The 25,264-nt window shown below is 59.1% G+C and carries 15 protein-coding genes; 3 read left to right on the forward strand and 12 right to left on the reverse strand.

Features of this window, described 5'->3' with window-relative positions; genetic code table 11:
• Positions 1–52: 52 nt before the first annotated feature.
• Positions 53–2,611, reverse strand: coding sequence for a hypothetical protein (locus VIH17_05165; protein HEY4682624.1), 2,559 nt, complete (start codon positions 2,609–2,611; stop codon positions 53–55).
• A 434-nt stretch (positions 2,612–3,045) separates the two neighbouring features.
• On the opposite strand from VIH17_05165, the gene VIH17_05170 reads away from it, so the two are divergent.
• The gene (locus tag VIH17_05170; GenBank protein HEY4682625.1) at positions 3,046–4,872 is read left to right on the forward strand and encodes a CRTAC1 family protein; all 1,827 of its coding nucleotides are present in this window, start codon (positions 3,046–3,048) and stop codon (positions 4,870–4,872) included.
• A 34-nt stretch (positions 4,873–4,906) separates the two neighbouring features.
• On the opposite strand, the gene VIH17_05175 is transcribed toward VIH17_05170, so the two are convergent.
• A complete protein-coding gene (locus VIH17_05175; protein ID HEY4682626.1) occupies positions 4,907–6,661 on the reverse strand; it encodes a CRTAC1 family protein in 1,755 nt (584 codons plus the stop codon).
• 304 nt (positions 6,662–6,965) lie between these two features.
• Here VIH17_05175 and VIH17_05180 point away from each other — a divergent pair, with 304 nt between their 5' ends.
• Complete coding sequence (locus VIH17_05180; protein ID HEY4682627.1) at positions 6,966–8,753, forward strand: tetratricopeptide repeat protein; 1,788 nt, start codon at positions 6,966–6,968, stop codon at positions 8,751–8,753.
• A gap of 109 nt (positions 8,754–8,862) precedes the next feature.
• Here the strand turns inward: VIH17_05180 and VIH17_05185 are convergent, their stop codons facing one another.
• The 10 genes from VIH17_05185 to VIH17_05230 form a co-directional block, all read right to left on the reverse strand.
• Positions 8,863–9,852: a substrate-binding domain-containing protein gene (locus VIH17_05185; protein ID HEY4682628.1), complete on the reverse strand. Its 990-nt coding sequence runs from the start codon at positions 9,850–9,852 to the stop codon at positions 8,863–8,865.
• 145 nt (positions 9,853–9,997) lie between these two features.
• The gene (locus tag VIH17_05190; GenBank protein ID HEY4682629.1) at positions 9,998–11,065 is read right to left on the reverse strand and encodes an ABC transporter substrate-binding protein; all 1,068 of its coding nucleotides are present in this window, start codon (positions 11,063–11,065) and stop codon (positions 9,998–10,000) included.
• Positions 11,066–11,261: 196 nt separating this feature from the next.
• Positions 11,262–12,434, reverse strand: coding sequence for an ABC transporter substrate-binding protein (locus tag VIH17_05195; protein ID HEY4682630.1), 1,173 nt, complete (start codon positions 12,432–12,434; stop codon positions 11,262–11,264).
• Positions 12,435–12,577: 143 nt separating this feature from the next.
• On the reverse strand, positions 12,578–13,477 hold the full coding sequence (aroF, locus tag VIH17_05200) for a 3-deoxy-7-phosphoheptulonate synthase (protein HEY4682631.1): 900 nt from the start codon (positions 13,475–13,477) through the stop codon (positions 12,578–12,580).
• Positions 13,478–13,527: 50 nt separating this feature from the next.
• The gene (locus VIH17_05205) at positions 13,528–14,040 is read right to left on the reverse strand and encodes a RidA family protein (protein HEY4682632.1); all 513 of its coding nucleotides are present in this window, start codon (positions 14,038–14,040) and stop codon (positions 13,528–13,530) included.
• Complete coding sequence (locus VIH17_05210; protein ID HEY4682633.1) at positions 14,015–15,007, reverse strand: two-component regulator propeller domain-containing protein; 993 nt, start codon at positions 15,005–15,007, stop codon at positions 14,015–14,017. The genes VIH17_05205 and VIH17_05210 overlap by 26 nt, the downstream gene beginning before the upstream one ends.
• Before the next feature lie 164 nt (positions 15,008–15,171).
• Positions 15,172–17,040, reverse strand: a complete 1,869-nt coding sequence (locus tag VIH17_05215; GenBank protein HEY4682634.1) for a YncE family protein — start codon at positions 17,038–17,040, stop codon at positions 15,172–15,174.
• A 20-nt stretch (positions 17,041–17,060) separates the two neighbouring features.
• Positions 17,061–18,770: a CRTAC1 family protein gene (locus tag VIH17_05220; protein HEY4682635.1), complete on the reverse strand. Its 1,710-nt coding sequence runs from the start codon at positions 18,768–18,770 to the stop codon at positions 17,061–17,063.
• Between the two features lie 3 nt (positions 18,771–18,773).
• Positions 18,774–20,237 carry a hypothetical protein gene (locus VIH17_05225; protein HEY4682636.1) on the reverse strand — a complete coding sequence of 488 codons (1,464 nt, stop codon included), beginning with the start codon at positions 20,235–20,237 and terminating at the stop codon, positions 18,774–18,776.
• A 216-nt stretch (positions 20,238–20,453) separates the two neighbouring features.
• Positions 20,454–21,053 (reverse strand): Crp/Fnr family transcriptional regulator, encoded by a 600-nt coding sequence (locus tag VIH17_05230; GenBank protein ID HEY4682637.1) that lies wholly within the window; start codon positions 21,051–21,053, stop codon positions 20,454–20,456.
• Between the two features lie 856 nt (positions 21,054–21,909).
• Between VIH17_05230 and VIH17_05235 the strand changes: the two genes are divergently transcribed.
• The coding region (locus VIH17_05235) for a TonB-dependent receptor (protein HEY4682638.1) at positions 21,910–25,264 on the forward strand (3,355 nt) is incomplete at its 3' end.

Here is a 25,264-nt window from a genome sequence, read left to right on the forward strand (position 1 = left end):
GAGCTTCGCCTGACAAGCTCAGGCGGTAGGCACGTTGCCCATGCCGAGCTGCTCACTTGCTTGTCGTGGGGGCGAAGCGGATTTTGAACTTGTGTCGCTTGTAGCTTTCGGGGTTGCCCGCGGGAATTTTGACCTCAAGCAGGCGCGGGCGAGTGTCCGGTCCAGATAGCTCGGCACCCTCGGCCCCGGCGATTTGGGCTGAGCCATACGCTTCGAGTTGATACTCACGGCCGGAAAGCCCGGACACCTCGAATTCCACTTCATCGAGAGAAGGGCTCCAGGATTCCGAAACAACCTTCAGGTTTTGGCTCGCTTCGGTTGGCCGTGGCAGGATGGCGGGCACGAGGATGCCGAAATCATTCCTCAGATGAATCTTCAAGGTGCTTGAACCTCCGTAAATGGGGAAGCGCGCCACCACGTGCTGGTCCGTGGCATGGGTCTCAAGCCGAAAGGGTAGCGGCCGGTCATTCAACTCCACGGCCACAATCCCCGTCTTGGGACTGATGGCTGGAGAAACTTCGAAAAGGAATTCCTCGTGGCCATCGCGCCTCACTTCCAGCACAATTTCATCGCCCGTCTTCCGATAGGTGAGAGCGAAGGTGGTGTTTCCGACCAGCAGGTTCTGGAGTTCAAATTGCTGCCAGTGGGGTGGAGTGTGCGGCGAAACGGTCACTCGCTTGGTGATGGCGTCGGTCTCCAGCCCCATCAGGCCTCCAAGCAGCGGGGTGAGGACCATCGCCGAAGACCAGATCTGATGCGGGGAACTGGTCGCCAGCGGCAGATAGCGGCCGCCGGAAAGCACTTCCGTCACATTGCCGAGCGAACCATCGAGAGCGAGCAACGCATTGGCGCGGAGATTGGCGTAGGCCGCGAAGGGGCGATGGTAACGGTATTCGCCGACCGCGGCCCAGCCGGTGAAGAGCGGCCAGACGCTGCCAAAATGATAGCCAGCCGGACTGAATTTTTGGCTCCGTGAAGAAAGAATGCGCATTCCCCAATCCGCAGCGTGATCCTCATCGGCCAGGTGATCGATCATGGCGTTGGCCTTATCGCCATCGAGGAGGCCAAACCACATGGGCACGGTGGCGAGGACACTCGCCTCGTGCACCTTCTTGCCGTCCAGGTCGAGCGCAAAGGCGTAAATCCGTTTTTCGGGAATCCAGAACAACTCGTTCAACCGGACTTTCTGCTGATCGAACTCTTGCTCGAGGCTCTTGCCAAGCTCGTCCTTCCCGGTCAGGCGGGCGAGAGCAGCAAACGCCCGCAGCGCCGCGACGCCCAGCGCGCTCTGATAGAGTTCCGTCCTTACGGGCAGAAGAGGGCCGCCTTCCACCCAGCCATGGCCGACACCGAGGTTTTGAGCAAACCCCTGAGCGTCCCGTGTCGAGCGCAGGAATGCATGAGCTTTCAGAATAGGAGTCCATTTCCCCCGGATGAATGCCAGGTCGCCGCTCTTCAAGGCATAATCGTGCATCGCCAGGATGAAAAGCGGTGTGGCATCAGCGGAAGCGTAAGCGTAGGGATACTCTTCGAACCACGGCAGGAAACTGGCGCTTTGCGAAATCTCGTGGGGGATCTTCCCGTCCATACGCTGATAGCGGGAAAGGAAGTCAAGTGCGGCGCGGGCGTTGGCGAAATCTCCCACGGAGTGCAAAGCAAACGCCGTCCATAGGGCATCGCGTCCAAAAAACCAGCCAAAGCCGGGCCGCTGGCCTGCCCCGGATGTTCCGTAGCCCGCTACCAGGCCCATCCCCAGGAGGGGGTTGTTCACCATGCCTTTCACCACGCTGATTCTCGACCAGTCGTAAGCCTGCTGGAGCTGGGCGTCAGGGAGCTTCAGGTTGACGGTTTGAGTCAAGTAATGCTCGTAATATTCCGCCGCCTCTTCTCTGAGCCGTTGATGGTTGCCGGCAAGATGGCGATAGGTTTTCTGCAGGTCCGCCTTGCTCTCAAAAGATGCGGCAAGAATGATCATGCGGACATCTTTCGGTTTATCGGTTCGTCCGAGCTTGAAAGAGCTTCGAGGAGTTGAAGAATCACCCGCAAGAAATTCTTCTCCGGGATCAGCGGCAGAGGGGGAGCCGACGGCGGCAAAGAATCTTCTCCGTTCCTCGCCCATGACAAAGGCGCGGAGGGTTTCATCCCAACTCATGTAACCGCCGCCAATCGCCGCCGGCCACATCAACTGGAAGTCGCGTTGAAAACCGGCCTCAACCTCAAGGGGCTCGCCGGGGCGAGTTTCCATTTCCAGGATGATGACCGCGCCGGGCTCGTTCACCGGCACAAAGAGTGTTTCACGGACAAGGAAAGAATCGCCCGCATAATAGATGGTGCAGGCTTCAGGCCGAACACTCACCCGCCGGGCAAGTTTTTCAGCCGGGATGATCCGTCCGTTGAAATGAAATTTCAGAGTGAAGTCACGCATGATCTTCAGCGGATAGACCCAGGCCTCAAGGCGGCCCGTCTCGTATCCGAAAATTCCCGCCCGGGTGCCGACCGCATCCAGAAATTCCCAGGGCCTTACGGCACGGGAGAGTTCGATCGAGGGGGCCAGGCCAGATGGTTTCTTCGTGGCACGCTGTTCACTCTGAGTCGCTTTCGGGCCCTTCAACGGCTCCGCTTGGTCCGGGGCGGCAAAGACGCGGGCTTCTGCTGAACACACAAGCACAATCACGCACCATAAAATTCCAGCCAGCGACCGAGAACAGGATTGCCTGACCATGTTTCCTCCATTGAGGCGGCGGGACCGACGAAAAAATTAGAGCTTTGGCCCCGAAAAAGCACGAAGCCAAGACCGTCGTGTCGTGGAAACGCAACTCCGGGCAACACTCTAGCAAAAACTCATTCGTTTGGGTTGAGTCTTTGTTGGGCACTGCGCTGAGGGAAACTGTTTCGGGACAAGGGTGTGGTGATTCGGGCGTATCGAGACCAGGACTGTGCCCGGGTGAGCGTTGCAGTCGGATTTTTGCTGGATGTGTAGCCATGCTAGAATGCGCGTCTTCGGACCGCTACCTTCCTTGGCGGATACTTGCGGGAGCGTCAGCATTGCATCTTTCCCGGCGCCGGTTCCTCGAATCGCTGAGCCAATGCGGCGTGGCATTGTCTCTCGAACGCCTCACGGCCGCGATGTTTCCGCCCCTCCGCGGCCAGCTCAGGGCCATCCAAGAGGCGCCGGTTGCCAAACCAACGGCGGCGGCGAAGGAGCTGGGCGTAAGCTTTGTCAACGTGGCGCGCCAGGCGGGCTTACACGCGAAGACCATTTTCGGCGGTGAGCACAAAAACAAGTACCTCCTGGAGACCACGGGTTGCGGCGTGGCTTTCTTTGACTTCGACGATGACGGCTGGTTGGATATTTTTCTCGTCAACGGTTGGCGTCTAGAGGGCTTTCCGAAGGGCGCAGAGCCAATCAATCACCTCTTCAAGAACAACCGGGATGGAACCTTCACCGATGTGACGGCAGAAGCCGGCCTGGTGCATTCCGGTTGGGGGCAGGGTGTCTCTATCGGCGACTACGATAACGATGGTTTCGAGGACCTCTTCATCACCTACTATGGGAAAAACGTGCTCTACCACAACAACGGCGACGGGACCTTCACCGACGTCACGGACAAAGCGGGCGTCGGTGGACCAGGAACCCGGTGGAGCACCGGCTGCTCCTTTGTGGACTACGACCGCGACGGCCATCTCGACCTTTTCATCGCGAACTACATCGATCTGGATTTGAAAACGGCCCCGGTGCCGGAGTCGGGACCGTGTCTCTATAAAGGCGTGATGGTGGCGTGTGGCCCTCCGGGTTTGCGCGGAGGCAAAAACATTTTGTATCGCAACAATGGCGACGGCACCTTCACCGATGTCTCGGAGGCGTCAGGGATCACCCGGGCCATCGGGACTTACGGATTGGGAGTTCTCACCGCCGATTTCGACAATGACGGCTGGCCTGACATTTATGTAGCGAACGACTCCACGCCCAGCGCGCTCTATCACAACCAAAAAAATGGCACGTTTCGGGACATCGGGCTTGAGGCGGGCTGCGCCGTCAGCCCGGACGGCAAGCCCCAGGCTGGCATGGGCGTCTCCGCCGGTGACTTTGACCTTGACGGGAACCTCGACATCGTGAAGACAAATTTCGCAGGCGATACGCCTTCTCTCTATAGAAATCTGGGGAAGCTTGCGTTCGACGACCACACGTTTGCCGGCGGCATGGGAGTGAACACGCGCTTTCTGGGCTGGGGGGTCGGCTTTTTCGATATGGACAACGACGGGTGGCTTGACGCGCTCCTGTGCCACGGCCACGTCTATCCTGAGGTTGAGCAACTGAAAACCGAGGCCGGCTACGCCCAGCGCAAAGTGCTCTTCCGCAATCTACGAAACGGGCGGTTTGAAGACGTCTCCGCCCAAGCCGGGCCCGCCATCCTGGCCGAATCGCCGGCGCGCGGTTGCGCCTTCGGTGACTTTGACAACGATGGGGACATGGATATGGTGGTCAACACCATAAACGATTATCCGGAATTGATCCGCTGCGACTCCTCACTCAACCATAACTGGATCAAGGTCCGGACCATCGGGACGAAATCGAACCGCAGCGGCATTGGCGCGCGGCTGAAATGCCTCACTTCACCACCTGACGAAAAAGGCGCTCATCAGCAGATCGAAGAAGTTCGGAGCGGTGGAAGTTACATCTCGCAAAATGACCTGCGGATCCATTTTGGTCTGGGGAAGGCGGACAAAGTGGACCTACTCGAAATTCGCTGGCCCAGCGGGCAGGTGGATACGCTCAAGAATATCCCGGCCAACCGGTTGATCTATGTAAAAGAGGGCGAAGGAATCATTCGCACGCAAACATTTCCGACCGCACAGAAAAAAACCGGTTAAGTCCTCCAGGGACTGGCTTCGAGAAAAAGTCCCCTCAGTTTTTCCCAAACCCGCTCAACCCTTCGTTCAAACCAGCTTTAGTCTTGTTTTCTTTCGCCAACCTCGGTGGCTTTCCCGAACCCTCTTCGAGCACGGCGATCGCGTTGACGGGCAGGTCGTCGAATCTCTCGATGAGGCCGCTCGGCCAGCGAATTTCCAGTTCCTCGATTTTGGCAGCCTGGCCGAGTCCGAAGTGGACGCGCATGTCGCTTTGAGAGAAGTAGCTGGAACCGCTGCGGACCTCATCCACGAGAGTGCGCCTGCCGACCTTGAGCGTGATGCGGGCGCCGATGCCGTTGCGGTTCGACTTCGTTCCGATGGTCTTGATCCCGATCCAGTGGTTCTTGGAGGGGGCTTGATTGACGAGCAAGCTGGGCCGGTCGTGCATATTGCTGACCAAGGCAGAGAGACGCCCGTCGTTCCACAAATCCCCGACAGCCAGGCCTCGCGCTGAAGTCCGCATGGAAATTCCCGGACCGGCGATGGTCGAGACGTCGGCGAATGTCCCGTTGCCGTTGTTGCGGTAGAGGAGGCGGGGCTCGCGGTAGCTGCTGCCGAGCTGGTGGATGTCCACCTCGGGATAGACGTGGCCATTGACGAGCAACAGGTCAGGCCATGTGTCGTTGTCGAAATCCAGGAACATCGTTCCCCATCCGAGGTACTTCGTGTTCAAACCCATGCCCGCTGGGAAGGTGACGTCAGAAAAGGTCCCGTCGCCGTTGTTGCGATAAAGGGTAGAGGTGTCATCCGAGAAGTTGGTTCTGAAGATGTCCAGGTGGCCATCGCCGTCAAAATCGGCAACGGTCGCGCCCATTCCGGCTTGCTCGCGACCGTCCTCGTTGAAAGCAGCTCCGGCCAGCACAGCAATATCGGTGAACGTACCGTCCTTGTTGTTGTGATAGAGGATGCTCGGGGTACTGTCGCAGGCGACATAGATATCCGTCCAGCCGTCATTGTCGAAGTCAGCCGTCGAGACACCGAGCGCGTAATAGCCGGAAGCGCGGTCGATGTGCGCCTTCACGGTGACGTCCTCAAATGTGCCGTTGCCCTTGTTGTGATAAAGGAGATTCCCGGCAGGCTTCAAGCCCCGCGGGCCGCACATCACCGGGATCCCTTTCCACTGGCAGAAGCGCCCTTCTCCCGGAGCAGGGGCGGAAGCCACCTCGAAGTCCACATAGTTGGCCACGATCAGGTCGAGCCAGCCGTCGCGGTCATAGTCCACAAAGGCGCAGCCTGATCCCCACGCCTTGCCAGTTCCGGCCACACCCGCCTTTTCGCCCACTTCAGTGAATGTACTGTTTCCGTTGTTATGGAAGAGGCGATTCTTGCCGTAATAGGTCACGTAGAAATCGTCCCAACCGTCGTTGTCATAGTCTCCGGCGCACACCCCCTGGCCCCAACCCGAGCTTGCCAGGCCCGCTCGCGCCGTGACATCGGTGAAAGTACCGTCGTGGTTGTTGCGGTAGAGGCGGTTGGTGGGCTCCTGGCCCGGCGGGAAGCCTTCGAGTGTGGTGCCGTTTACGAGGAAAATGTCCGGCCAGCCGTCCCGGTCGTAGTCAAAGATGGCGACGCCACTGCCGGTGGTCTCAATGATGTATTTCTTTGTGTCCTTCCCGCCAAAGATATGGATTGCGACCAGACCCGCTTTCTCAGCAACATCGATGAAATAGGCGATGGGATGAGGCGGGTCGGCGGCTTTCGTCTGACCGGAGCAGATGGGGGGCACCCCGAGCAACCCACCGGCGATCATGGCTATACCCAGTGGTATGCGTAATAGAGAAACCGATAACCGCCGATTCCGGGGACGATTTTGCGCGAGGTGGATACCTCTCAGGTTTCGGCTGCGAATAAAAGACAACCTTGGCCGCGGTTCAAAACACATTTCGTTGATCACAGCCTCTTTTCTCCGTATCTCTCTCAAATACCACTCGCCGCCGGAGGGTGTCAATTCGCGGGCGGCGAGCGGGGGACCGCCGGAACCGGAGCTGGCTTCTTGGTTGACGCAGCGAAACAGCCAACCGTATATTGGGAATCTTCTCTCCTGGAACAAAGCGATGTTTTCCTTCGAAAGCCCATCGGCAAAGGCTGCGGGAGTGGTAGCCAACGTTTTCGCCTTGTTCTTCTCGATTTTCCTGATGATCCTTCCCGGGCAGGCGGAGCAGGCAGATTCTGCCGATGTTCAAGCGATCTATCGTCGGGGTTACGTTGCGCTTCAGCAACGCAACCTGAAAGCGGCGCTGGCCGCCTTCGAACAGGTGGTCAAGCTCAGCCCCCGGAGTCCTGAAGGACACAACTCGCTCGGCTTTGTGCTCCTGCAACTGGGAAAGGCGGAGCGCGCCGAAGCCCATCTTCGCCGGGCCATCACCCTGCAGCCGGACTTCTACCAGGCGCACTCGAATCTCGCTCAGACGCTGGCCAGCCAAGGGAAGCTTGATCAGGCAATCACGGAATTTCGCAAAGCCCGGGAGCTTGCCCCAAACGATGCCGAGGCCCATCGCCTGCTGGGCCTGGCGTTGATCGCCGCCGGAGATCTGGAGGGGGCCATCACCGAGCTTCGCTCCGCCGCTCAACTTGCGCCGGACCGGGCTGAGATTCACGACGAGGTGGGCAACGCGCTCGCGCAAAACCTTCGGTGGGAAGACGCTGCCCGCCATTTCCGGGAAGCCATACGATTACAACCTGACTTTGCTGAAGCGCACTTCCACCTGGGCGTGGTGCATTGGCGACGGGGTGACCTGGAGGCTGCCGTCGCTGAACTCGAAACCGCTCTCCGGCTTCGCCCCGATCACGCCGACTCAAACTACTACCTCGGGCGAGTGTATGAACAGAAGGGAGACCGCGCAGAGGCTATTCGGTACTTGCAAGCGGCTGCCAAGCTGAACCCAGATTCGGCGGAGTTACAGAATCGTCTCGGCTTGCTCCTGCAGCATTCCGGAGAGGTGGAGGCGGCGATCGGGGCGTTCCGGCAAGCGCTGAAGTTAAACCCGGACGACCCCGAGGTGCATAACAACCTCGGGCTGGCACTGGTGCAACACGGTGACGCGGACGCCGGTATAGAAGAGTTCCGGGCCGCGCTGGGTCTGAACCCCAAGGACCCCGGCTTTCGCAACAACCTCGGCATTGCCCTGATGCAGAAAGCTGATTTCGACTCCGCCATCGCCGAATATCGAGCTGCCATCGAGCTTGCCCCGCAAAACGCCGAACTTCACTACAACCTCGGCCTTGCCCTGAAGTTCAAAGACCGTCTCGAGGAAGCCATCGCCGAGTTTCAAAAGGCCCGGGAGCTTGACCCCGATCTGGCTGATATCCACTACTCTCTCGGCGTGACGTTCTGGCAGAAGGGCGAGTTTGCCCAGGCCGCTGACGAGCTGCGGGCAGCACTTCGGGCAAAGCCTGACTACGCGGAGGCTCACTACACTCTGGGCACGGTCCTGAAACAGATGGGGAACCCGGAGGAAGCCGCTTCGGCCTTGCGGGAAGCCATTCGCTTGCAACCGGATTTTGCGGGGGCTCACACCACGCTCGCTTCCGTCCTCCGCCAACTGGGCGACACGGCCGGCGCGGCGGCCGAAATGCGCCAGGCTGCGGAAATCACCCAGTCCAAAACCAATCGGCAAAGCGCCACCTTTGCCACAAACTTTGGCGCCAAGCTTTTGAGCGGCGGCGATATCGAAGGCGCCATCGCACAATTTGAATCCGCCCTCAAGCTTGCTCCTGATTACGCTCCCGCCCATTTTCAGCTCGGCCTGGCTCTTCGCCGGAAGGGAGACCACGAACGGGCCAGGGCGGAGTTTCAGAAGGCTACCGCACTCGATCCCCGGCTCAAGCCGCCGAGCGAATGATCACAGAACGCACCTTTCCCCGCCGCATTTTGTCAGCGCTGCTCCGCGGCCGCGGTGACGCCGCTCCGAGACCCGGTACAGGACGCCCCATCAGGCGTTCGTGCCGGGATTACGGTTGAGGCGCTCGTCGCAAGGCTTTTTGAAAGGCTTCCAGATTGCTCCGGTCGATGACCGCGATCCCCGTGTCCAGCACTGCCGGCAGAGGCGAGACGGGCGCGGCCCGCCAGTCCTTGAACTCGCGCAGGAAATTGTGATGAAGGTCGTCCAGGAATTTCAGGCCGTAGAAGGTCATCGTGTAGGGTTTCTGGGCGATCGTGGCCGAAATCCCGCCCTGGCCGATCCAGTAAAGGGTCTCCTCGTCCTTGTCAAAGGCCAAGATGGTGATTTGAGCGAGCCGGTTGAGGCGATAGGCAACTTCCGCAGCACTGCGACCGCCCGTTGACTCCACTGAAACAAAAGCTTTCAAATCGGGATGCTCGGCCCAAGTCTTTGTGACCAGATCGTTGGCAAGCCCCGGATCGCCCTTGTCGTCAATGGTCGCCACGCTTTTGATTCCAGGATAGGCTTTCAACCCATCCTGGTAACCGCGAAGGCGTTCCTCCAGATTGTACTGTCCAGAGATCGTGAGAAAGGCGATCGAGCCTTTGCCGGCCAGAAGCTTGCCCAGTAGCTGAGCCCCGCGGCGGCCCGCTTCGTAGTTGTTCGTGCCGACGAACAGCAAGCGCTGGCTCTCCGGCGAGTCTGAGTCAAAGCACAGGACGGGGATGCCCTGTTGGATCGCCGCATTGATGCTTGGCTTGAGCAGGTTTGCGTCTGACGGGGACACGAGAATCCCGCTCGGTCGGCTGGCCACCACCATGTCAAATAAGCGCTTCTGCTCGGGCGGGTTGAAATCCGGCGTGCCCACAAATTCCACTTTCACTCCCAGTTGCCGCGCAGCGTCCTTGAAGCCAGCCTGCGCTTCCTGCCAATATGGCAGATTGATGTTCATGGCCACCGCCACAAAGCGGTCCTTCTGGTGGGGGTTCTGCGCGCAACCCGACAGAAGCGCGCAGGCCATGATCAGTGTCATGTAGCTCACTTTTCCACCGATGTTCATGATGTCCCCCTTCGCTTGTGAAAGGTGTCGTCCATCCCAACCAAGGTAGCCCGGTGGAAGGGCAGGTTGCAATTCGAAAGAGTGAAGACTTGACTGCGAAACAGAATGACCGCGTGGCAGATTGCAGTGGCGATTTCTAGCCGCCCTAGGGAGAGGGCTTCCCGGAAGGCATCATAATAGGATTGAAGCGCCCTGAAGAGATAACCCCCAGGCAGGACGTGTCGAGGCGATTGCCAAGCGAGTCGAAAGAAATGTCGCCGGTGAGCCCCTTGAAGTGGATGCGGGCCAGTTCGTCGCGAAGGCGCGCGCGATTGGGGCCTGCCTTGTCGATGCCAGCCAGAAGAACGCGCACGGCGTCGTAAGCGGTTCGCCCACCCATATCTGCTGTTGCGCCGAGATGCCCGGAGCGACCTTGCGAAACAGTATCCGAGTGGGGAACGGCTTTCCATAACATCGTCACTCCCTCAGCAAATCCGTCCTTGTTTTCCAGCAGAATGGTCGGATCGTCTTGCGTCACGACGACGAGCTCACCGGAAACCTTTGCGTGCCGCAGCCGCCGCAACATGGTTGCCGACCTAGCTGCGGAAGCCCATAGGACGATGGCCTCCGGACGGGCGCGACTCACGGCAGAGACGACGTCCTCCCAGTCTCCTGCTTCACCACTCATTGCCGGCAGCAAATAGACACTGGCCCCGGCCACGGAAGCCAGCCTTTTTAGCGCCGCCACAGTCCCGCCAATGGCGGGATTGTTTGCGGGTGAGACGGCCAGCACGAAAACGTTTCGCAGTCGGCGGCGTTCGAAAAGGTACTGAGCAAGGATCTTGACCTGAGCCGAGTCATCGCCAGCAAAACGATAAATCCAGGGAATATTCGTCTGGGTCAGGCTCGGGTCGTTCGAAAAGGTCAGCACGGGCACCTGGGCTTTGGTGGCGACTTGCTCGGCCAAATGGGATGCCCCGCGGTCGGAGGAAGTCATGATGGCGACGACCGCTTCTTCGTAGATCATTTTCACCAGATCGGTGGTGGCGCGTCCCCAGGGCTGCGAGTCGGAACGAACAACGAGAGTGAAAGGTTTTCCCCGATATCCGCCACGCTCGTTGGCTTCCTGAATGGCCTGTTGCGCGCCCCGCAAGATGCCCTGTCCTTCCTGCTCGCGCGGACCCTCCGTGGGGATGAACAGGCCAATACGGATCTCCGCCAGGGCAAGATCCATTTCGGGCTCGCGGCCCGGACCCGCGTACGTAGGTGGATAGTCACCAACAGAGACAGCCGGCGGAGGTGCCTGCCCCGTTTCCATGCGGAACGGGGCCTGCGCAGCTAGCCAAGCAGGAAGAAACAAGACCGCCACAAGGGACCAGAAGCCAATATTTTTGGCCGGTGGCAAAGCAACCTCCCCGCCAGCCGACGAGTTACCGCGCGGGCGCGGGACGGAAGAGGAATCGTCCGCGGTTGACCGTAGCCAACGCGAGCGGGGCAACATTGTTGTGGGTGAGATCGAAGACAATCCTCCCCGTGACCCCGTCGTACTCTTTTAGAGCGGCCAGGGCATCACGAATGCGAGCGCGGTTGAGCCCGGCCTTTTGGATCGCCGATACCAATAAATTCATGCCGTCATAAGCGTAGGCTGCGAAAGGGCTGGGCGGCTCGCCGAATCGCTGCTGAAAATTGAGAACGAATTGACCAAATACCGGGTCGTTGCGCGTCGGGTCATAGGGGTAAGTAGCGATGAGCCCCTCAGCCGCTGGCCCTGCCACAGCGAGCAACTCTGGTGTCGCCAACCGGTCGGCGCCGAAGACCTTAGCCTGCAGGCCGAGTTGGCGCATCTGAAGCAAGATGAGCCCTGCTTCGCGCGCATCCCCCCAGATGACGACGCCTTCGACGCGGGCGGCCTTGAGTCGCTCGAGCAACGGCCTGAAGTCTTTTTCACCAATGTTATAGAGCAGTTCGAGGACAAGAGGGTGGCCGAGCCGCCGTGCTGCGTCACGAAACTCTGCGATGCCGACGCGACCATAGCGGTCGCTTGACCGGAGACCAGCCACTCGCGTTAGTCGCTCACGCTTGAAGACGACATCGGCCAGGGCATAGCTCTGCTGACGGTCGTCCGGTACACATCGAAAAATCCAGGGGATGCGCGTCTCCGTCAACGTTGGATCCGTCGAGCCGGTGTTGACGATGGGGACTTCGCTCTTGAGCGTCACCCGCAAGGCGATGTGGGTGCTGCTGCCGTCAATCGAGCCCAGCATCGCCCAGACCTTGTCGTCGTAAGCAAGCTTGACAAATTCGTTGCTGGAAGCACCCCAGAGGGCTTGATCGTTGTGCTCGACGAGCACAAAAGGCTTGCCGCGGTAGCCGCCGCCCCGAGCGTTTGCCTCCTCCAGGGCCATGCGAGCTCCCCTAAGCATTTGTGTACCCAGTTGCTTATCGGGGCTGTCCAAGATAGGGCCCAGGAACCCGAGGCGGACTTCCGAAACATTCTCCGGTTCGGGATATTCGCGCCCGGGGCCGTTATATTCGAGTGACGTGAGGAAAAAACGTTCGTATGGTTGGACAAACCGGCGATAGGGGACGGCTTCTTCCGGCATCTTAGCGTAACGCTCATCGCCGGTTTTCGAAGGTGGCGGCTCTTGCGCAAATGCGCCCGCGACCAGGAACCACGCGAGCGCAGCAACTCTCCCTAGACGATTGCTTCTGGACACGCTTCTGCCCTTTCTGACATGCATTGCTGTCAAGCTGGCCGGCTCAGAGCTTGTTCCCCCTGGCCCGACCGCTGCCGGATGGCCCGGATCAACTGCTGCAAAACGGAAGGACGAATGCCCTGAAAACCGTCACAGCGGACGCTTGCCCGATCGGTGTTTTCACCGATGACTTCGATGATCAGCCCGTGCGCGCCAAATTCGATCGCGGCGCGACTCGCCGGCGGCACCATCCCGGGGTCGCCCGTCGCATGGCTAGGATCCACAATAACCGGAAGGTACGTCAAAGCTCGCACCGCTGCGATCACGTTCAAATCCAGTGTGAAACGAGAATATTCGCCACCGGCAGAAGTTCTGATACCACGCTCACACAGCAGGATATCTCTATTGCCTTCCTTGGCCACGTACTCAGCAGCCCCCAACCACTCCAGCAGGCTTGCCGCCATGCCCCGTTTGAGCAAGACCGGCATGCCGCTTCTGCCGACCTCGACCAAGAGCGGATAGCACTGCATATTGCGCGACCCAATCTGCAGCATATCGGCGTACTGGCTCACCAGCTCCACCAGCCGCACGTCCATCACTTCGGTGACCACCGGCAAGCCCGTCTCCGCGCGAGCTTCCGCCAAAATCTCCAATCCTTCCTTGCCCAATCCCTGAAACTCATACGGCGAAGTCCGCGGCTTGAAGGCCCCGCCGCGCAACATGTCTGCCCCACACTGTTTCACCGCTCGCGCCACCTCTAGCATCTGGGCACGACTCTCAACGGCGCAAGGGCCGGCGATGATGACAGGGCGGTCATTCCCAAAGCGTACCCCGCCGGCCTCGACCACCTTGGTGGATCCGGCGTCACCGTATTCGGAACAGGTGGCACGACTGACGATCGAGAACAGTTTTCCCGCCGCGGTCCGGAGATTCCCTCCTTCATGCCCCATGGCCTCTTCCCTCTGCTCCCGGTTTCAGGCAACGACTTTGCCGCTCTGGTTCAACCGCTTTTCTGGCCCTCGGTCTCGAAGACGGCGATGGCCTCAATCTCCACGAGTAACTCTGGCCGACACAAAGTGGCTTGCACTCCGGTGCTGGCTGGGAGTGGGTCCAGTCCTTGCTCGCGATAGAACTGGGTACGAATCCCGTTGAAGTCCGCATAGTTCTTCATGTCGTTCAAATAGCAAGTGGTGCGTACCACGTCCTTCCAGCTAGCGCCTTCCGAGGCCAGCAAGGCCGTGATGTTGTGAAATGTCCGCCATGTCTGTGCCCGAAAGTCTCCGACATGGACGGATTCACCCCGGTCATCCACGCTGGCGGTTCCCGAAATAAAAAGAAGCGTGATCCCGCGGATGTCCAGGCGAATGCCACGCGAAAAAGAGGAAGGCCGGGGATAGTTATAGGCTTCATTGAGTGCCTCAGGTGCCCGCATCGCCTTCTTGAGGATCGGGCGCTTACCGCTCCCGACCCCCTGCACGTTTTTCTCCTCAACGACTCCTTCTTGTGTCTTCACCAAGTTTTTCCTCCCGAGTTCGAATTCCACGACTGAGGCCTTTGGCCGTTCCTACCCAGATGTCGTCGCCTTGAAAATCGATAGCGAGTATATAGTTGTTGGCCGGGCCGGAAGGGGTAGTGAGAGAGGTCGTGTTGGCGGTGGTGAGAATTTTCACTTCGCCCTCCGACCCCTCCGCCTTCCGGCGGTAGGTAATCCACGTCTTCCCGTCGAAATAGTTCAAGCCTTTGTCGGTGCACATCCACACTGCATCTCCGCGGGCTTTGATGAAGTTCACAAAATTGCTGGCCAAGCCGCTGTCTTTTTCGAGAAAGCCCTGCCAGTGCCGGCCGTCGTAGCGGCTGACGCCAAAGTAGGTAGCTGCCCAAAGGATCTTGTTCTCGTAGCTGACGCTGGCAACCACGTCGTGGATCAGACCGCTATCGCGAAACAGCACAATTTCCATTTCTCCGTCCGGGTCGCGGTAGTCCTTCCAGCGCCCGGTCGCCACGTCATACTCGAGCACGCCGCCGCCCCAAACGGCAACGTACACCTTGCCGTCATTGACAGCGAGGTTGTAACACCAGATTTCATGCATGGGCGTGTTCCGCTCGTTGAAAAGTGCCCACTCCCCCGTGCGCGTATTTAGCCGGCTGAGGCCAGCGGCCGTGGCGGCCCACACGAATTCATCCTGAATCGCGACGGCGTAAACGACGTCGTTCGATAGGCCGCTGTTCAACTGCGTGAAAGTATCGAAGCGCCCTGCCGAAAAACGGTTCAGGCCGCCCAGGGTTGCAACCCACAGGTCCCCCGTCTTGCGGTCCACTGCGAGCGACATGACGACGCGGTGGGCCAACCCGTCGGCAGGCCTGTAAATCCTCCAGGCGCCTTTTTCGTAGAGACCCAGTCCGTTTTCCGTTCCCACCCATACCCGATCATCCTCCACGCAAATCGCAAACACCTTGTTATCCGGCAGCCCGTCACCCACCGAAAAGTTTTCCCAGTGGCGGTAGATAGGGAGGTTGCCCCTCGGCTCCTGAACCCCCGGAGGCGAGCTCGGGACGGAAGGGCTGGCCACGGCATCTGCGCCATAGACCCAAGGAAGAGAGCCCCAGGCAGTGAAACAAAAAAGCAGAAGTGCGCCACGCATCGTCATAATGTTTTCAGATATTCGATAAGGTCGTTCAACTGATCTTTCGTCAAGTCCGAGGTGAAGCCATGCTTGTCATTCGGGTTGAAAATCGTCCAGATCTCCTCCAGGGTTTTTGCCGAGCCGTCGTGCAGATAGGGACCGGCTTCGTAAACGTTATTCAATTGGGGAGCTTCAAAGAAGCCCGGACTATCGTAAGGGTTGATGGTCCCGACGTCCGCTTGAATGGAGCTGGTGTAGTGCGGAGGCGTGTGACAGGAGAGGCAACTGGACATCTTCGGCAACGGGCTGCCGTCTTTCTTGGTAATTCGCTCGAAGATCATCTTTCCACGCTGTTGAGCCGGCGTCAGCTTGCCATCGCGGCGGCGGTAGCGGTTGGGAGGGAGCGGGATGGCTTTCAGAAAGGTTACCAGGTCGCGAAGCTGGTCAGGGCGGTAGGCCTCCGAGCGGAATAGGAACTTGGACACACGCGGGCCGCACTGGGTTTCCAGATCAGGATTCGTCCCTCGCCACTTGTAAGGGGCAGTCTCGGCAATGCCCCGCAGCGTACGGTTCTCGACGATGTTGCGACCGAGGCCGTCGGGTTCCAAGTCATAAGCCAACCCGTCCAGATGATCCTCGGGATGGCAGGTCGAACAACTGAACTGTCTCTGAAACGAGGCGCTGGCGTTCTGGAAAAGTATCTCGCCCCGACGAAGAGCTGTGAGGCGCTTTGGCCCACCCAGATGAATTTCAGCGATGGACTGTCCGCCTGAGTTGGAGTCCACGCTGATGATGGAGATGGAATCCGATAGCCGGTTCGCCACGTACACGAAGCGCCCATCGGCAGAAGCGGCCAATCCGCGAGGATCGCGGCCCACCGGGATACGTTTCCGGACGAATCTCGCGCTCAAGCTCAACAGGTTGGCATAGTTCTTCAGATCCGCACGGGATGCGGTGGCAATGAGCGCGGCAAGCGCTCGCGCGTCCACCACTGTCACCACATCGGCCCCGCTTGAAGAAACGTAGGCATACCGCCCGTCAGGGGTGAAGGCGATTCCATAGGGGTTCGCAAAATAGCGGTCTATTTCGTCCAGCAGCACTTGGGCCGGCGGCGCTCCCGCCGGGAAGCGAACCATGCCCAGTCCGTGCGTGATGACCCAACCTTGAGCGACCTGCACCATGGGGTTGAGATTTTTGGGGCGCAGCAACGCCACTAAGAGGAAACCTCCTTCGGGGGAATAGGCCACCGTGCGCAGCGTTGCCGCCCCGGGCAAGAATTCGCGTCGGATGACTCTTTGCGTCTTTGTGTCAATTACGGTGAGTTCGGAGACAGGCGGGGTCCGGAATGGCCCCGCATTGGGAAGCAAGTTGGCAACAGAAACGGTTTCCCCGTTGGGCGACAAGCTGAGGTGGTGGGGCGAACGACCGGCGGCCAGCCGCTTGATCTCCGAACCAGTTTTGGCGTCGATCACCGAGATGTCGTTACTGATGGAGTTTGCGACGTAAAGCGTGCTTCCGGTGCGGTCAATGGTCAACCCGGCAGGGCCGAAACCGGTTGGGAAGTTTTTCGTCACGCGCAGCTCGCGGGCGTTCACCACGCTGACCGTGTCCGACCAATGGTTGGTCACGTACAAGGTCTGGCCATCCGGGCTGAGAGCAATTCCTTTAGGCCGCTCGCCGACGGGCACCCGGCCGATGACGGTGCGGCGGTTCAGATCTACCACCGCAAGCGAATGACTACCCTCGCAAACCACGTAGAGCCTGGCGCCATCAGGCGAAAGAACCAATTCCGTGGGCGACTGATAGACGACTGCCTGGAGACGACTCCCGGTTGACCGTGCTTGCGTGAAACCACAAGTCACGGCTGCGGCCAGCAGGGTTAAAGCCATTCGCCTTATCACGGTGGCGCTCACTTGACTCCTGCCGCCGGTCCCCGCCCTGGCGAGGCCGGCTCAACGATGGTGAGGATTTGATCAGCGCGAACGTTGCTGAGTTCTTGCACCGTTCCGGTGGGCCAGCGGACGGTGAGATGCTCCACCACAGCCTGCGACCCCAGACCAAAATGGGCACGAGGATCGTTGGAGGAGAGGTAACCCGAAGCAGGCTGTATCTGGACAAGCTGCTTCTTCCCGCCAGTCTCCAGCTCGACACGTGCTCCTAAAGCGCCACGATTGCTGCGAGTGCCCACCAACTTCACCATGAGCCAGTGCTGCTGATTTCCGCCATCGTTGCGGAGCAGGATCCCGCGGCTGCCAAGATTCACTATATAGACATCAACGTCGCCATCGTTGTCGTAGTCAGCGAAGCAGGCGCCCCGTCCCACGGTCTTGGTCTGGAAGAAGGCGCCGGCACCGGAGGCTGCGTCCGAAAAGGTTCCGTCTCGGTTGTTGCGCAACAGCGAGTGTTCCTGCGTAATGAGATGGTGCAGGCCGCCATTCACAACGAAGATATCTTTCCAGCCGTCGTTGTCGTAGTCGAAAAAGGTGGTGCCCCAACCCACGTATTGACCCGAGATGCGAGCCACCCCGCTGGGAGCCGTCTTATCTTCAAAGAAGCGCTCGTTTGGCAACCAACGGTAAAGCCGGTGGTAGCGCAGGTCAGAGACAAAGAGGTCCAGATGTTCATCGTTATCGTAGTCGGCAAACACCGGTCCCATGGCCGAGGTGGCTTCCCCGTTCTCCCCATAGGCCACGCCTTGCTCAAGCGCCGCGTCCGTGAATGTGCCGTCATGGTTGTTGCGGAAGAGAAAACTTCTCATGGCATCGTTCGCCACGTAGATGTCGGCATAGCCATCCTCATCAAAATCGGCAGATGCCACGCCCATCGCCCGACCCTCGGGGTTATAGATCCCCGACTTGCGGGTCACATCGGTAAAAGTGCCGTCGCCGTTGTTGTGGTAGAGAATGTCAGCCTCGCCTTCATAACTGAGCGGCCCGGGGAAGTTGTCCGGCGAGTAGTAGTTCTTGTAATCGGGATCAAACTTGAGGTAATTGCCGACGTACAGGTCGAGGTAGCCGTCGTTGTCGTAATCGAAGAACACCGCCCCGACGCCAAAAGCGGTATCACCAACACCTGCGCGCGCGGTGACGTCAGTGAAAGTTCCATCGCCATTGTTGTGATACAGGGTGTTGCGGCCGTAGTTCGTGACATAGAGATCGGCGAAGCCGTCGTTGTCATAGTCCGCCACCGCGACTCCCATCCCATAGCCGCGGTCATCCGCTCTGGTCTCTCTCGTAACGTCGCTGAATGTGCCATTGCCGTTGTTGCGGTACAGCCGATCCGTAAAGCCTTGCTTCGGCCAACCCGGCGGAGGCACCGTGCCGGTGATGCCTCTTAGGTAGGTACCGTTCACCAGATATAGGTCCAACAGAGCGTCGTTGTTATAGTCAATCCAGCCGCAACCCGCGCCCGTTGCTTCAACAATGTTGGACAACATCTCCTCACCGAAGGTATGGCGGAAATCAATGCGCGCTGCCTCGGTGACGTCGGTGAAGGTGACGGGAGACACAGATGGCGCACCGCCCTGACCCTGTGCCGCCACCCAGCTAACAAGCAGCACAAAGAGCAAGCTGGGGGTTTGCGCTACCCAGGTTACTGCCGCACGGCACTGGAGTCTCACAGCCTACTCCTGTTGTTGAGCGACCCTTTCAGGCGTTCCCTGGCCTGTCAGCCGAAAAGGAACATCCTTGCGTGACAGAATCTGAGGAACCGTGTTCTCTGGAGCCAAGGCCCGATCCTCGTGACATCCCACACAGGCTCGATTTTCGCCCGGCCTTACCCAGAACCAACTCTTTTGGGCAGCCAGGGGACGCTCGCTCGCATCGAGCAGCTCCAGCCGCAACGGCGTGTCGGCCGGCACCTCCAAGAAAAATGAACCATCCGCAGCGACAGGTGCCACTCCCAAGATTCGGATGCCACCGGCCACCTCGTCTTGCGCCAGCACACGGACCTTCTGGATGGCTCCCGGAACCAGGCGCTCGGTGGAGGAAAGATAGCTATTCAAGCCAATGAGGGTTCCAGTCTTTTTGCTCCGATTGAGAATGCTGGGAAACAACCGCGGCTGCGGGTGCGCTGCCACGGGCACCGCGTCGAAACTGTGCAGGCGGGGATGGCGATACATCAGCCGGCCCGGGCCACTTTTGGTGCGCTCCAGATGACGGAGTTCATACCTGCTAGGGTGGGTGGCGCTTCTGCTGCCCGTGCGACCCGGCCGCCAGGCAACGACGAACTCATCATGCCGGAGTGGTTGCACAGAGAGATAAAGACCTTCTGCACCGCCAAAAACGGAGTTGCCTTGAGATCCGCGGGCAATCTCTGCCAGGGCCCCAGCGGAGGCGTCCGTGTAGCTGGATTTGATAAAGACAATCGAACCATCTTCCGTCTCACGAGCCGTAGTTCGGGCAACGTTGGGGTCGTGTTCACAGCGCAGAGAAGCCAAGCCAGTCCCATCGGGCCAAACCGTATAGAGTTCCACCGAGCTTCCGTTTTGCGAACCGCCCCACGAGTGGCGTCCCAGCAAGAGCAGCCGGCCATCACGCAGGACAGAAGCCAGTTCGAAGGAAGTCCGTCCAAACGTGATCGGATGGGCGCCACTGCCGTCGCGCTGTGCGACCCGAACCCGCCCCTGCGGTCGGTTTCCTGCCCAGCGTACTTGTGTAAAGGCAATCCTGTTTCCCGGCAGGTAGGCTGGTTTCAGGCAATCCCCGGCGCAAGACGTCAGTCGTCGTTTGCGCCGCCCGTCCACCGCCATTTCCCATATCTGCCAAGAGTCTCGCTTGGCGCGACGGCCGGCGAACAAAATGGATTTCCCATCGAAGGAGACTTGGGGATCGGCAGCACTCCAAAAATCCGGTGTGAGTGACAGGACCTTGCCCCCCTGTTCCGGAGGAGTGAACAAAACAATACGACTGCCGCGCGGAAATCGGTCTTTATCGGCTATCGCGTTCAGAGCAGCCACTTCCGGAGCTTGGACGAAAACCCATGGCAAACCATCGCCCGAACCGGGCTGGCGCGATCTCTCCTGCGCCACGGAGAGGAACGCAGCCACAAGCAATAGACCGGCGAGGCGGAGGTTCGAAACCAACACGGGATCACACGGCCGATTGTCTGGACGCCCCCGCGGGCCAGCCATTCGGTGTCAGAGTCCAGGGAAGAAATTCCTTCTTCTCCCCTTTGCCGGGTAAGCAATCGCCGAGGGCGAGGGCAAGATAGGTGGAAAAGGGCAGGACTGTCCATGATGCCGGTCAAGAAAATTCTTGACCAAGGTTAAGATTCGCTTCTGGCCGCAAGATTTTGCAATGGATCAGAGGCGGGATGCTTCTCGCAGCCGGGCTAGGTCGCGTACAGAGACTTCGCGGCGGTGGAGCTCGATCAGATGCTCATTTTCGAAAGCGTGAAGGGTACGGCTGATGGTTTCGGGCGAAAGCTCAAGGACCTCCCCAAGCTCCAAGCGGGAGAGGGGCAGTTCAAAAGCGGCTGGCCGCTCGGCGACTGCCGCACCGTCAGACAGAAGCTGTAGCAATAGGGTAGCCACTCTTTTGCGGGCACTCTTAAAACTTAGCTCCGCCACCTCGTTGCGCGTCCGCACCACTTCTCCTACCAAAAACCGGATCATTCCCAATGCGCTTTCGGCGTTGTTGCGGAGGAATCGGCAGAACTCGTCCCGCGGAGCCGAACAAAGGTTGCAGTCCTGCAGCACTACCGCGGTAAGAGGATAGCGATCTTGCGCCAGGGACTCGAAACCGAAGAAATCACCGGGAAAGAGTACCCGCACGATGCGGTCTTTCCCATTTTCCAGAGACTTCAGGACTTTGATAACGCCGGAGCGCACCGCAAAAATGTGCTGGGCGGCACCACCCTCGGAAAACAGAATCTGGTTGCGGCGGTAAAGTCCCAAGCTCATGACGCAGGCGACCTTACCGGCTTGCTCGGAGGAGAGATGGGCGAACAACGGCGAGCGCAGGACAGGACAACCCGTACATTTTGCGTTCCCTCGCAAATAGTGACCAGGGCTCACGACACCATATATACCGCAGGTTGGGTGGCCCGGACAAGGGAATCCGCCAACGACCAGGCTGTCTGGCGTCTTGATCCCCTTTCGCGTGCAGTCTTCAATGGCGGGATGGAAGGTGCGCGCGCCGTTAAGGAGAGGGCTGTCGCCAACCGAATCGTGAGTGGCCCTGGACTGCTCGCATGACCCACTATCATTACGATGGGAGTGCGGGCCAGAGCATTTTCCGGTGATGCAAAGCGTCAGCTACAGTCCGTATGCTTTCGGGACGCCCCAAGGCCATCGGGACCATTGCAAGATTTCATCAGTACCTACAGGAATTAAGAGATCGCGTATAGAATTTTGTAGAAATATGAGCGTTCACAGGCGGCTGCGAGGTCACAAGCCTGTGCATGGGACCCGATTAGGTCCGGATTTCGATCCTGCCTCATGCTGGGAAGTTCGCCGCACCGGCTGTCGAAATTCTCGGCGGAAAAATTCAGCACCCACAATCGCACCAAAATAGGCGACTTGGGCATTTTCTTCTTGACAAGAACCGCATAGCATTGTAAAAAGCGAGCACGTTTCACTGGGCCGAGTTATGGCGGAATTTTATCTTTCCTACGAAGACGTTCATTCCTTTTTGTGTAAGACCGGGCCACGCGAGAATCCTAAGACCACGGGGTTTGGGCCTTACGTCCTTACTAGCTGGACTCTTTGAACTTGATCGGGTCTGAGCTTTTTGAAATCCGTTGCTGAGGGGTCACATATGAAAACACGGGCGGTGGCTTGTTTCGTGGTGTTGGTGTGCGCGGCGTTGATGGCATTGGCTCCTTCTCCGGGCTTCAGCCAAGCAGTGTATGGAAGCATCTTCGGCACGTTCACAGACCCGCAGGGAGCAGCCGTGCCGGGTGCGAAGGTAACCATTACTTCGATCGGCAAAGGCACGTCCGAAGTAACGACGACGAACGAGTCCGGCAACTACACGGTGACGCACCTGATTCCCGGGAGGTATCAAGTGCGGGGCGAGAAAGAAGGTTTCAAGGCCTTTTTTGCCGAATCGGTGGACGTGCGTGTCGATGTGGCCACTCGTGTGGACGGCCAACTTGAGGTCGGGGCGGTGGCCGAAACGGTGACGGTAACGGCCGAGTCTGTACCTCTCTTGAAGACCGACCGCGCCGATGTCGCCTACGCCTTTACAGAGAAAGCGGTCGTCGAACTTCCCATCTTCAACCGGAATTTCACCTCGTTCCAGCTCATAACTCCTGGCACCCAGGCACTCACCTGGCAACATGCCTCGAGCGAGAACCCGCAGCAAAGCATCCAGATCAACGTCAACGGCCAACACTTCAGCGGCACAGCGTTCCAACTCGATGGCACCGACAACCGCGATCCCATCCTCGGCATCATTGTGATCAACTCCAACCTCGAAGCTGTAGCTGAAACCAAAATCACGACGCAGAACTACGACGCCGAATTCGGTCAGGCCAGCGCCGCCGTCATTACGGTCCAGACCAAGTCGGGCACCAACGACCTTCATGGCAGCGCGTTTTGGTTCCGGCGCAATGACCTCCTTCAGGCGCGCGATCCGTTTACGCAAACCACACCGGACCCCGTTACGGGAAAACAGGTCCCAGACAGCCTTTGGAACCAGTTCGGCGGCGCCCTGGGTGGGCCGATCGTCAAGGACAAGCTGTTCTTCTTCGGAGACTACCAGGGCACGCGGGAAAAAGTTGGGAGATCGGTGCGGGTGAACGTACCGACTGCTCTGGTGCGCTCGACCTGCCTGAACCCGGCGAGTCCGAATTGTGATTTGAGCGAATATCTGAGCATTGCCCAGGTCTACAATCCTGCGACGGGGGATGTCGCCGGGAACAATCGCTCGGCTTTCGCGGGCAACATCATTCCCAACAGCCTCATCTCGTCTCCAGCGAGGGCCTTGCTGTCGCTACTGCCGGCCCCCACTGCCTCAGGCGTCCGTGACAACTTTAGCGCCGGCGGTTCGGGGGGTTTTAACCAGAATGCCTTTGACATCCGGATGGATTATGCCCACAGCCCGAACCTGAGCTTCCTCGGCCGGTATAGCTTCTCTGATTTCTCCCTCACCGGCAAAGGCGTGTTCGATACATCGACCATAGCCGTGGGCGGGCGGGGTCTGGGAACCAACGGCTTTGCCGGGGCGTCGCTCACCCGCAACCAGAGCCTCGCCACCGGATTCAATTATTCTCTAAGCCCCACATGGTTAACCGACTTTCGTTTCGGTTGGTTCAAATATCGTGTGAACGTGGACCCGAACGGCCTGGGAACCACTCCCGCCCAGGACGTGGGGATTCCCGGGCTAAATACGGGGACCAGTTTCACTTCCGGCATGCCGGCCTTCTTCATCAACGGCGGTGTGGACATGGAATTCGGCTACGCGTTGTCCGACCGCCTCACCCGCTGCAACTGCCCGCTTCGCCAAATGGAGGATCAATTCCAGTTTGTAAACAACTGGACCAATATCCGGGGCAACCACCAGATCAAGTGGGGTGCGGATATCCGCTATTCCCGGAACTTGCGCGTGCCCAGCGACGCTCACCGAGCCGGGGAACTGGGTTTTTCGGCCGACGGCACAGCGCTCAGGAATCCTCCCGCCGGCGGGAGCCCGGGCGGTCTGGGGCTGGCCACCTATTTGCTCGGCAATGCCACTCAATTGGCACGATACGTCAGCACCGCGACCGACGCCGGCGAACGGCAAAAGCGGTGGTTCTTTTACGGACAGGACACCTACCGTGTGAGTCCGAAACTCACGGTCAACTTTGGCTTGCGCTGGGAAATCTACTTCCCCCAGACAGTTACCGGAGCCCAAAAGGGAGGATTTGTTGATCTGAGGACCGGCGAAATCCGCGTGGCGGGAGTTGGAGGTATTGGCCTCAACATGAACGTGGAAAATACGTTCACGAACTTCGCCCCTCGTGTGGGTATCGCGTACCAGGTCAAACCGAAGACAGTTGTACGGCTGGGCTATGGCCGCAGCTATGACATCGGTGTGTTCGGTTCCATCTTTGGTCATAGCGTGACCCAGAACCTGCCTATTCTTGCTCGGCAAAATGTTACCGGCCCAGTAACAGGCTCCTCCTTCGAGACTGCCTTCACGCTGGCAGCGGGTCCTCCCACCCTCGTTTTCCCGACCGTGCCTTCCAGCGGGCGGTTCCCCCTCCCGGACGGGGTCACCCAATTCGTTCAGCCGGAGAAGATGCGGCTAGGGCTCGTGGACGCCTGGAATGCCACACTCCAGCATCAATTGACCCCCACGATGTCGATTGAGGTCGCCTACGTCGGCAACAAAGGGACACACGTCTTCGCTGGTAACGGTCCTGACTACAACTTGAACCAACCGACCAACGAGGGGTTCACGGCCGGGTTCACCACAAACCAGCGGAAGCCCTTCCACAGTTGCACCCTATCCCCCCCGGCGGGGGCCGGGACTTGCAGTTTCGGCGCGCCGTATGGGTGGTCGCAGGGACTGAATTACCACGCCAACGATTCCTCGAATCATTACCACGCGCTTCAAGCAAAGGTGGACAAGCGTTTCTCTAAGGGCTATCAATTCGCCACCCATTACACCTGGTCGCGGAACACCAACTTCGACGGCAACGGCTACAACTTCCACCGAGACGTTACCTTTGGTGTTGTCGATTTCAACCGCACCCATGTGTTCATCTTCACCAACCTTTGGGAGCTACCGTTTGGCAAAGGCAAGCGGTTCTTGGGGGACGCTTCCACAGGGTTGGATTACCTGGTGGGGGGCTGGCAACTCAACACCATCACCAATTGGAGCACTGGTCTGCCATTTAGTTTCGGCTATAGAAACTGCAGCGCAGACATCGACACCGCGGCGGGTCCCTGTCGCCCGGACCAACTCTCGGATGTTGAGTATGGAGACAAGAACCGCTGGTTTCCGATTGCCACTCTACCGGCCGGTCAACAGGGCCTGAACAGTGGAGAAACCTCCGGGCCATGGCGCCGGTCTCAGTTTGGCGAATTCGGGAACGCCGAGCGCAACTCGGGCCGCGGGCGGAGCCATGCGCAACGTGCAGTGGGGCATCAGGCTCCACTTCTAGCTCAAAGCTCTACCAACGGCG

The sequence above is a fragment of the Candidatus Acidiferrales bacterium genome (genome assembly GCA_036514995.1).
Classification (GTDB): domain Bacteria; phylum Acidobacteriota; class Terriglobia; order Acidiferrales; family DATBWB01; genus DATBWB01.

Excerpts from the sequence above, each read along its gene's own strand:
- VIH17_05190 (HEY4682629.1), bottom strand. The coding sequence starts at position 11,065 with ATGGATCTTGCCCTGGCGGAGATCCGTATTGGCCTGTTCATCCCCACG.
- aroF (HEY4682631.1), bottom strand. The coding sequence starts at position 13,477 with ATGGGGCATGAAGGAGGGAATCTCCGGACCGCGGCGGGAAAACTGTTC.
- VIH17_05230 (HEY4682637.1), bottom strand. The coding sequence starts at position 21,053 with ATGAGCTTGGGACTTTACCGCCGCAACCAGATTCTGTTTTCCGAGGGT.
- VIH17_05175 (HEY4682626.1), bottom strand. The coding sequence starts at position 6,661 with ATGATCGCCGGTGGGTTGCTCGGGGTGCCCCCCATCTGCTCCGGTCAG.
- VIH17_05185 (HEY4682628.1), bottom strand. The coding sequence starts at position 9,852 with ATGAACATCGGTGGAAAAGTGAGCTACATGACACTGATCATGGCCTGC.
- VIH17_05215 (HEY4682634.1), bottom strand. The coding sequence starts at position 17,040 with ATGGCTTTAACCCTGCTGGCCGCAGCCGTGACTTGTGGTTTCACGCAA.
- VIH17_05195 (HEY4682630.1), bottom strand. The coding sequence starts at position 12,434 with ATGCCGGAAGAAGCCGTCCCCTATCGCCGGTTTGTCCAACCATACGAA.
- VIH17_05180 (HEY4682627.1), top strand. The coding sequence starts at position 6,966 with ATGTTTTCCTTCGAAAGCCCATCGGCAAAGGCTGCGGGAGTGGTAGCC.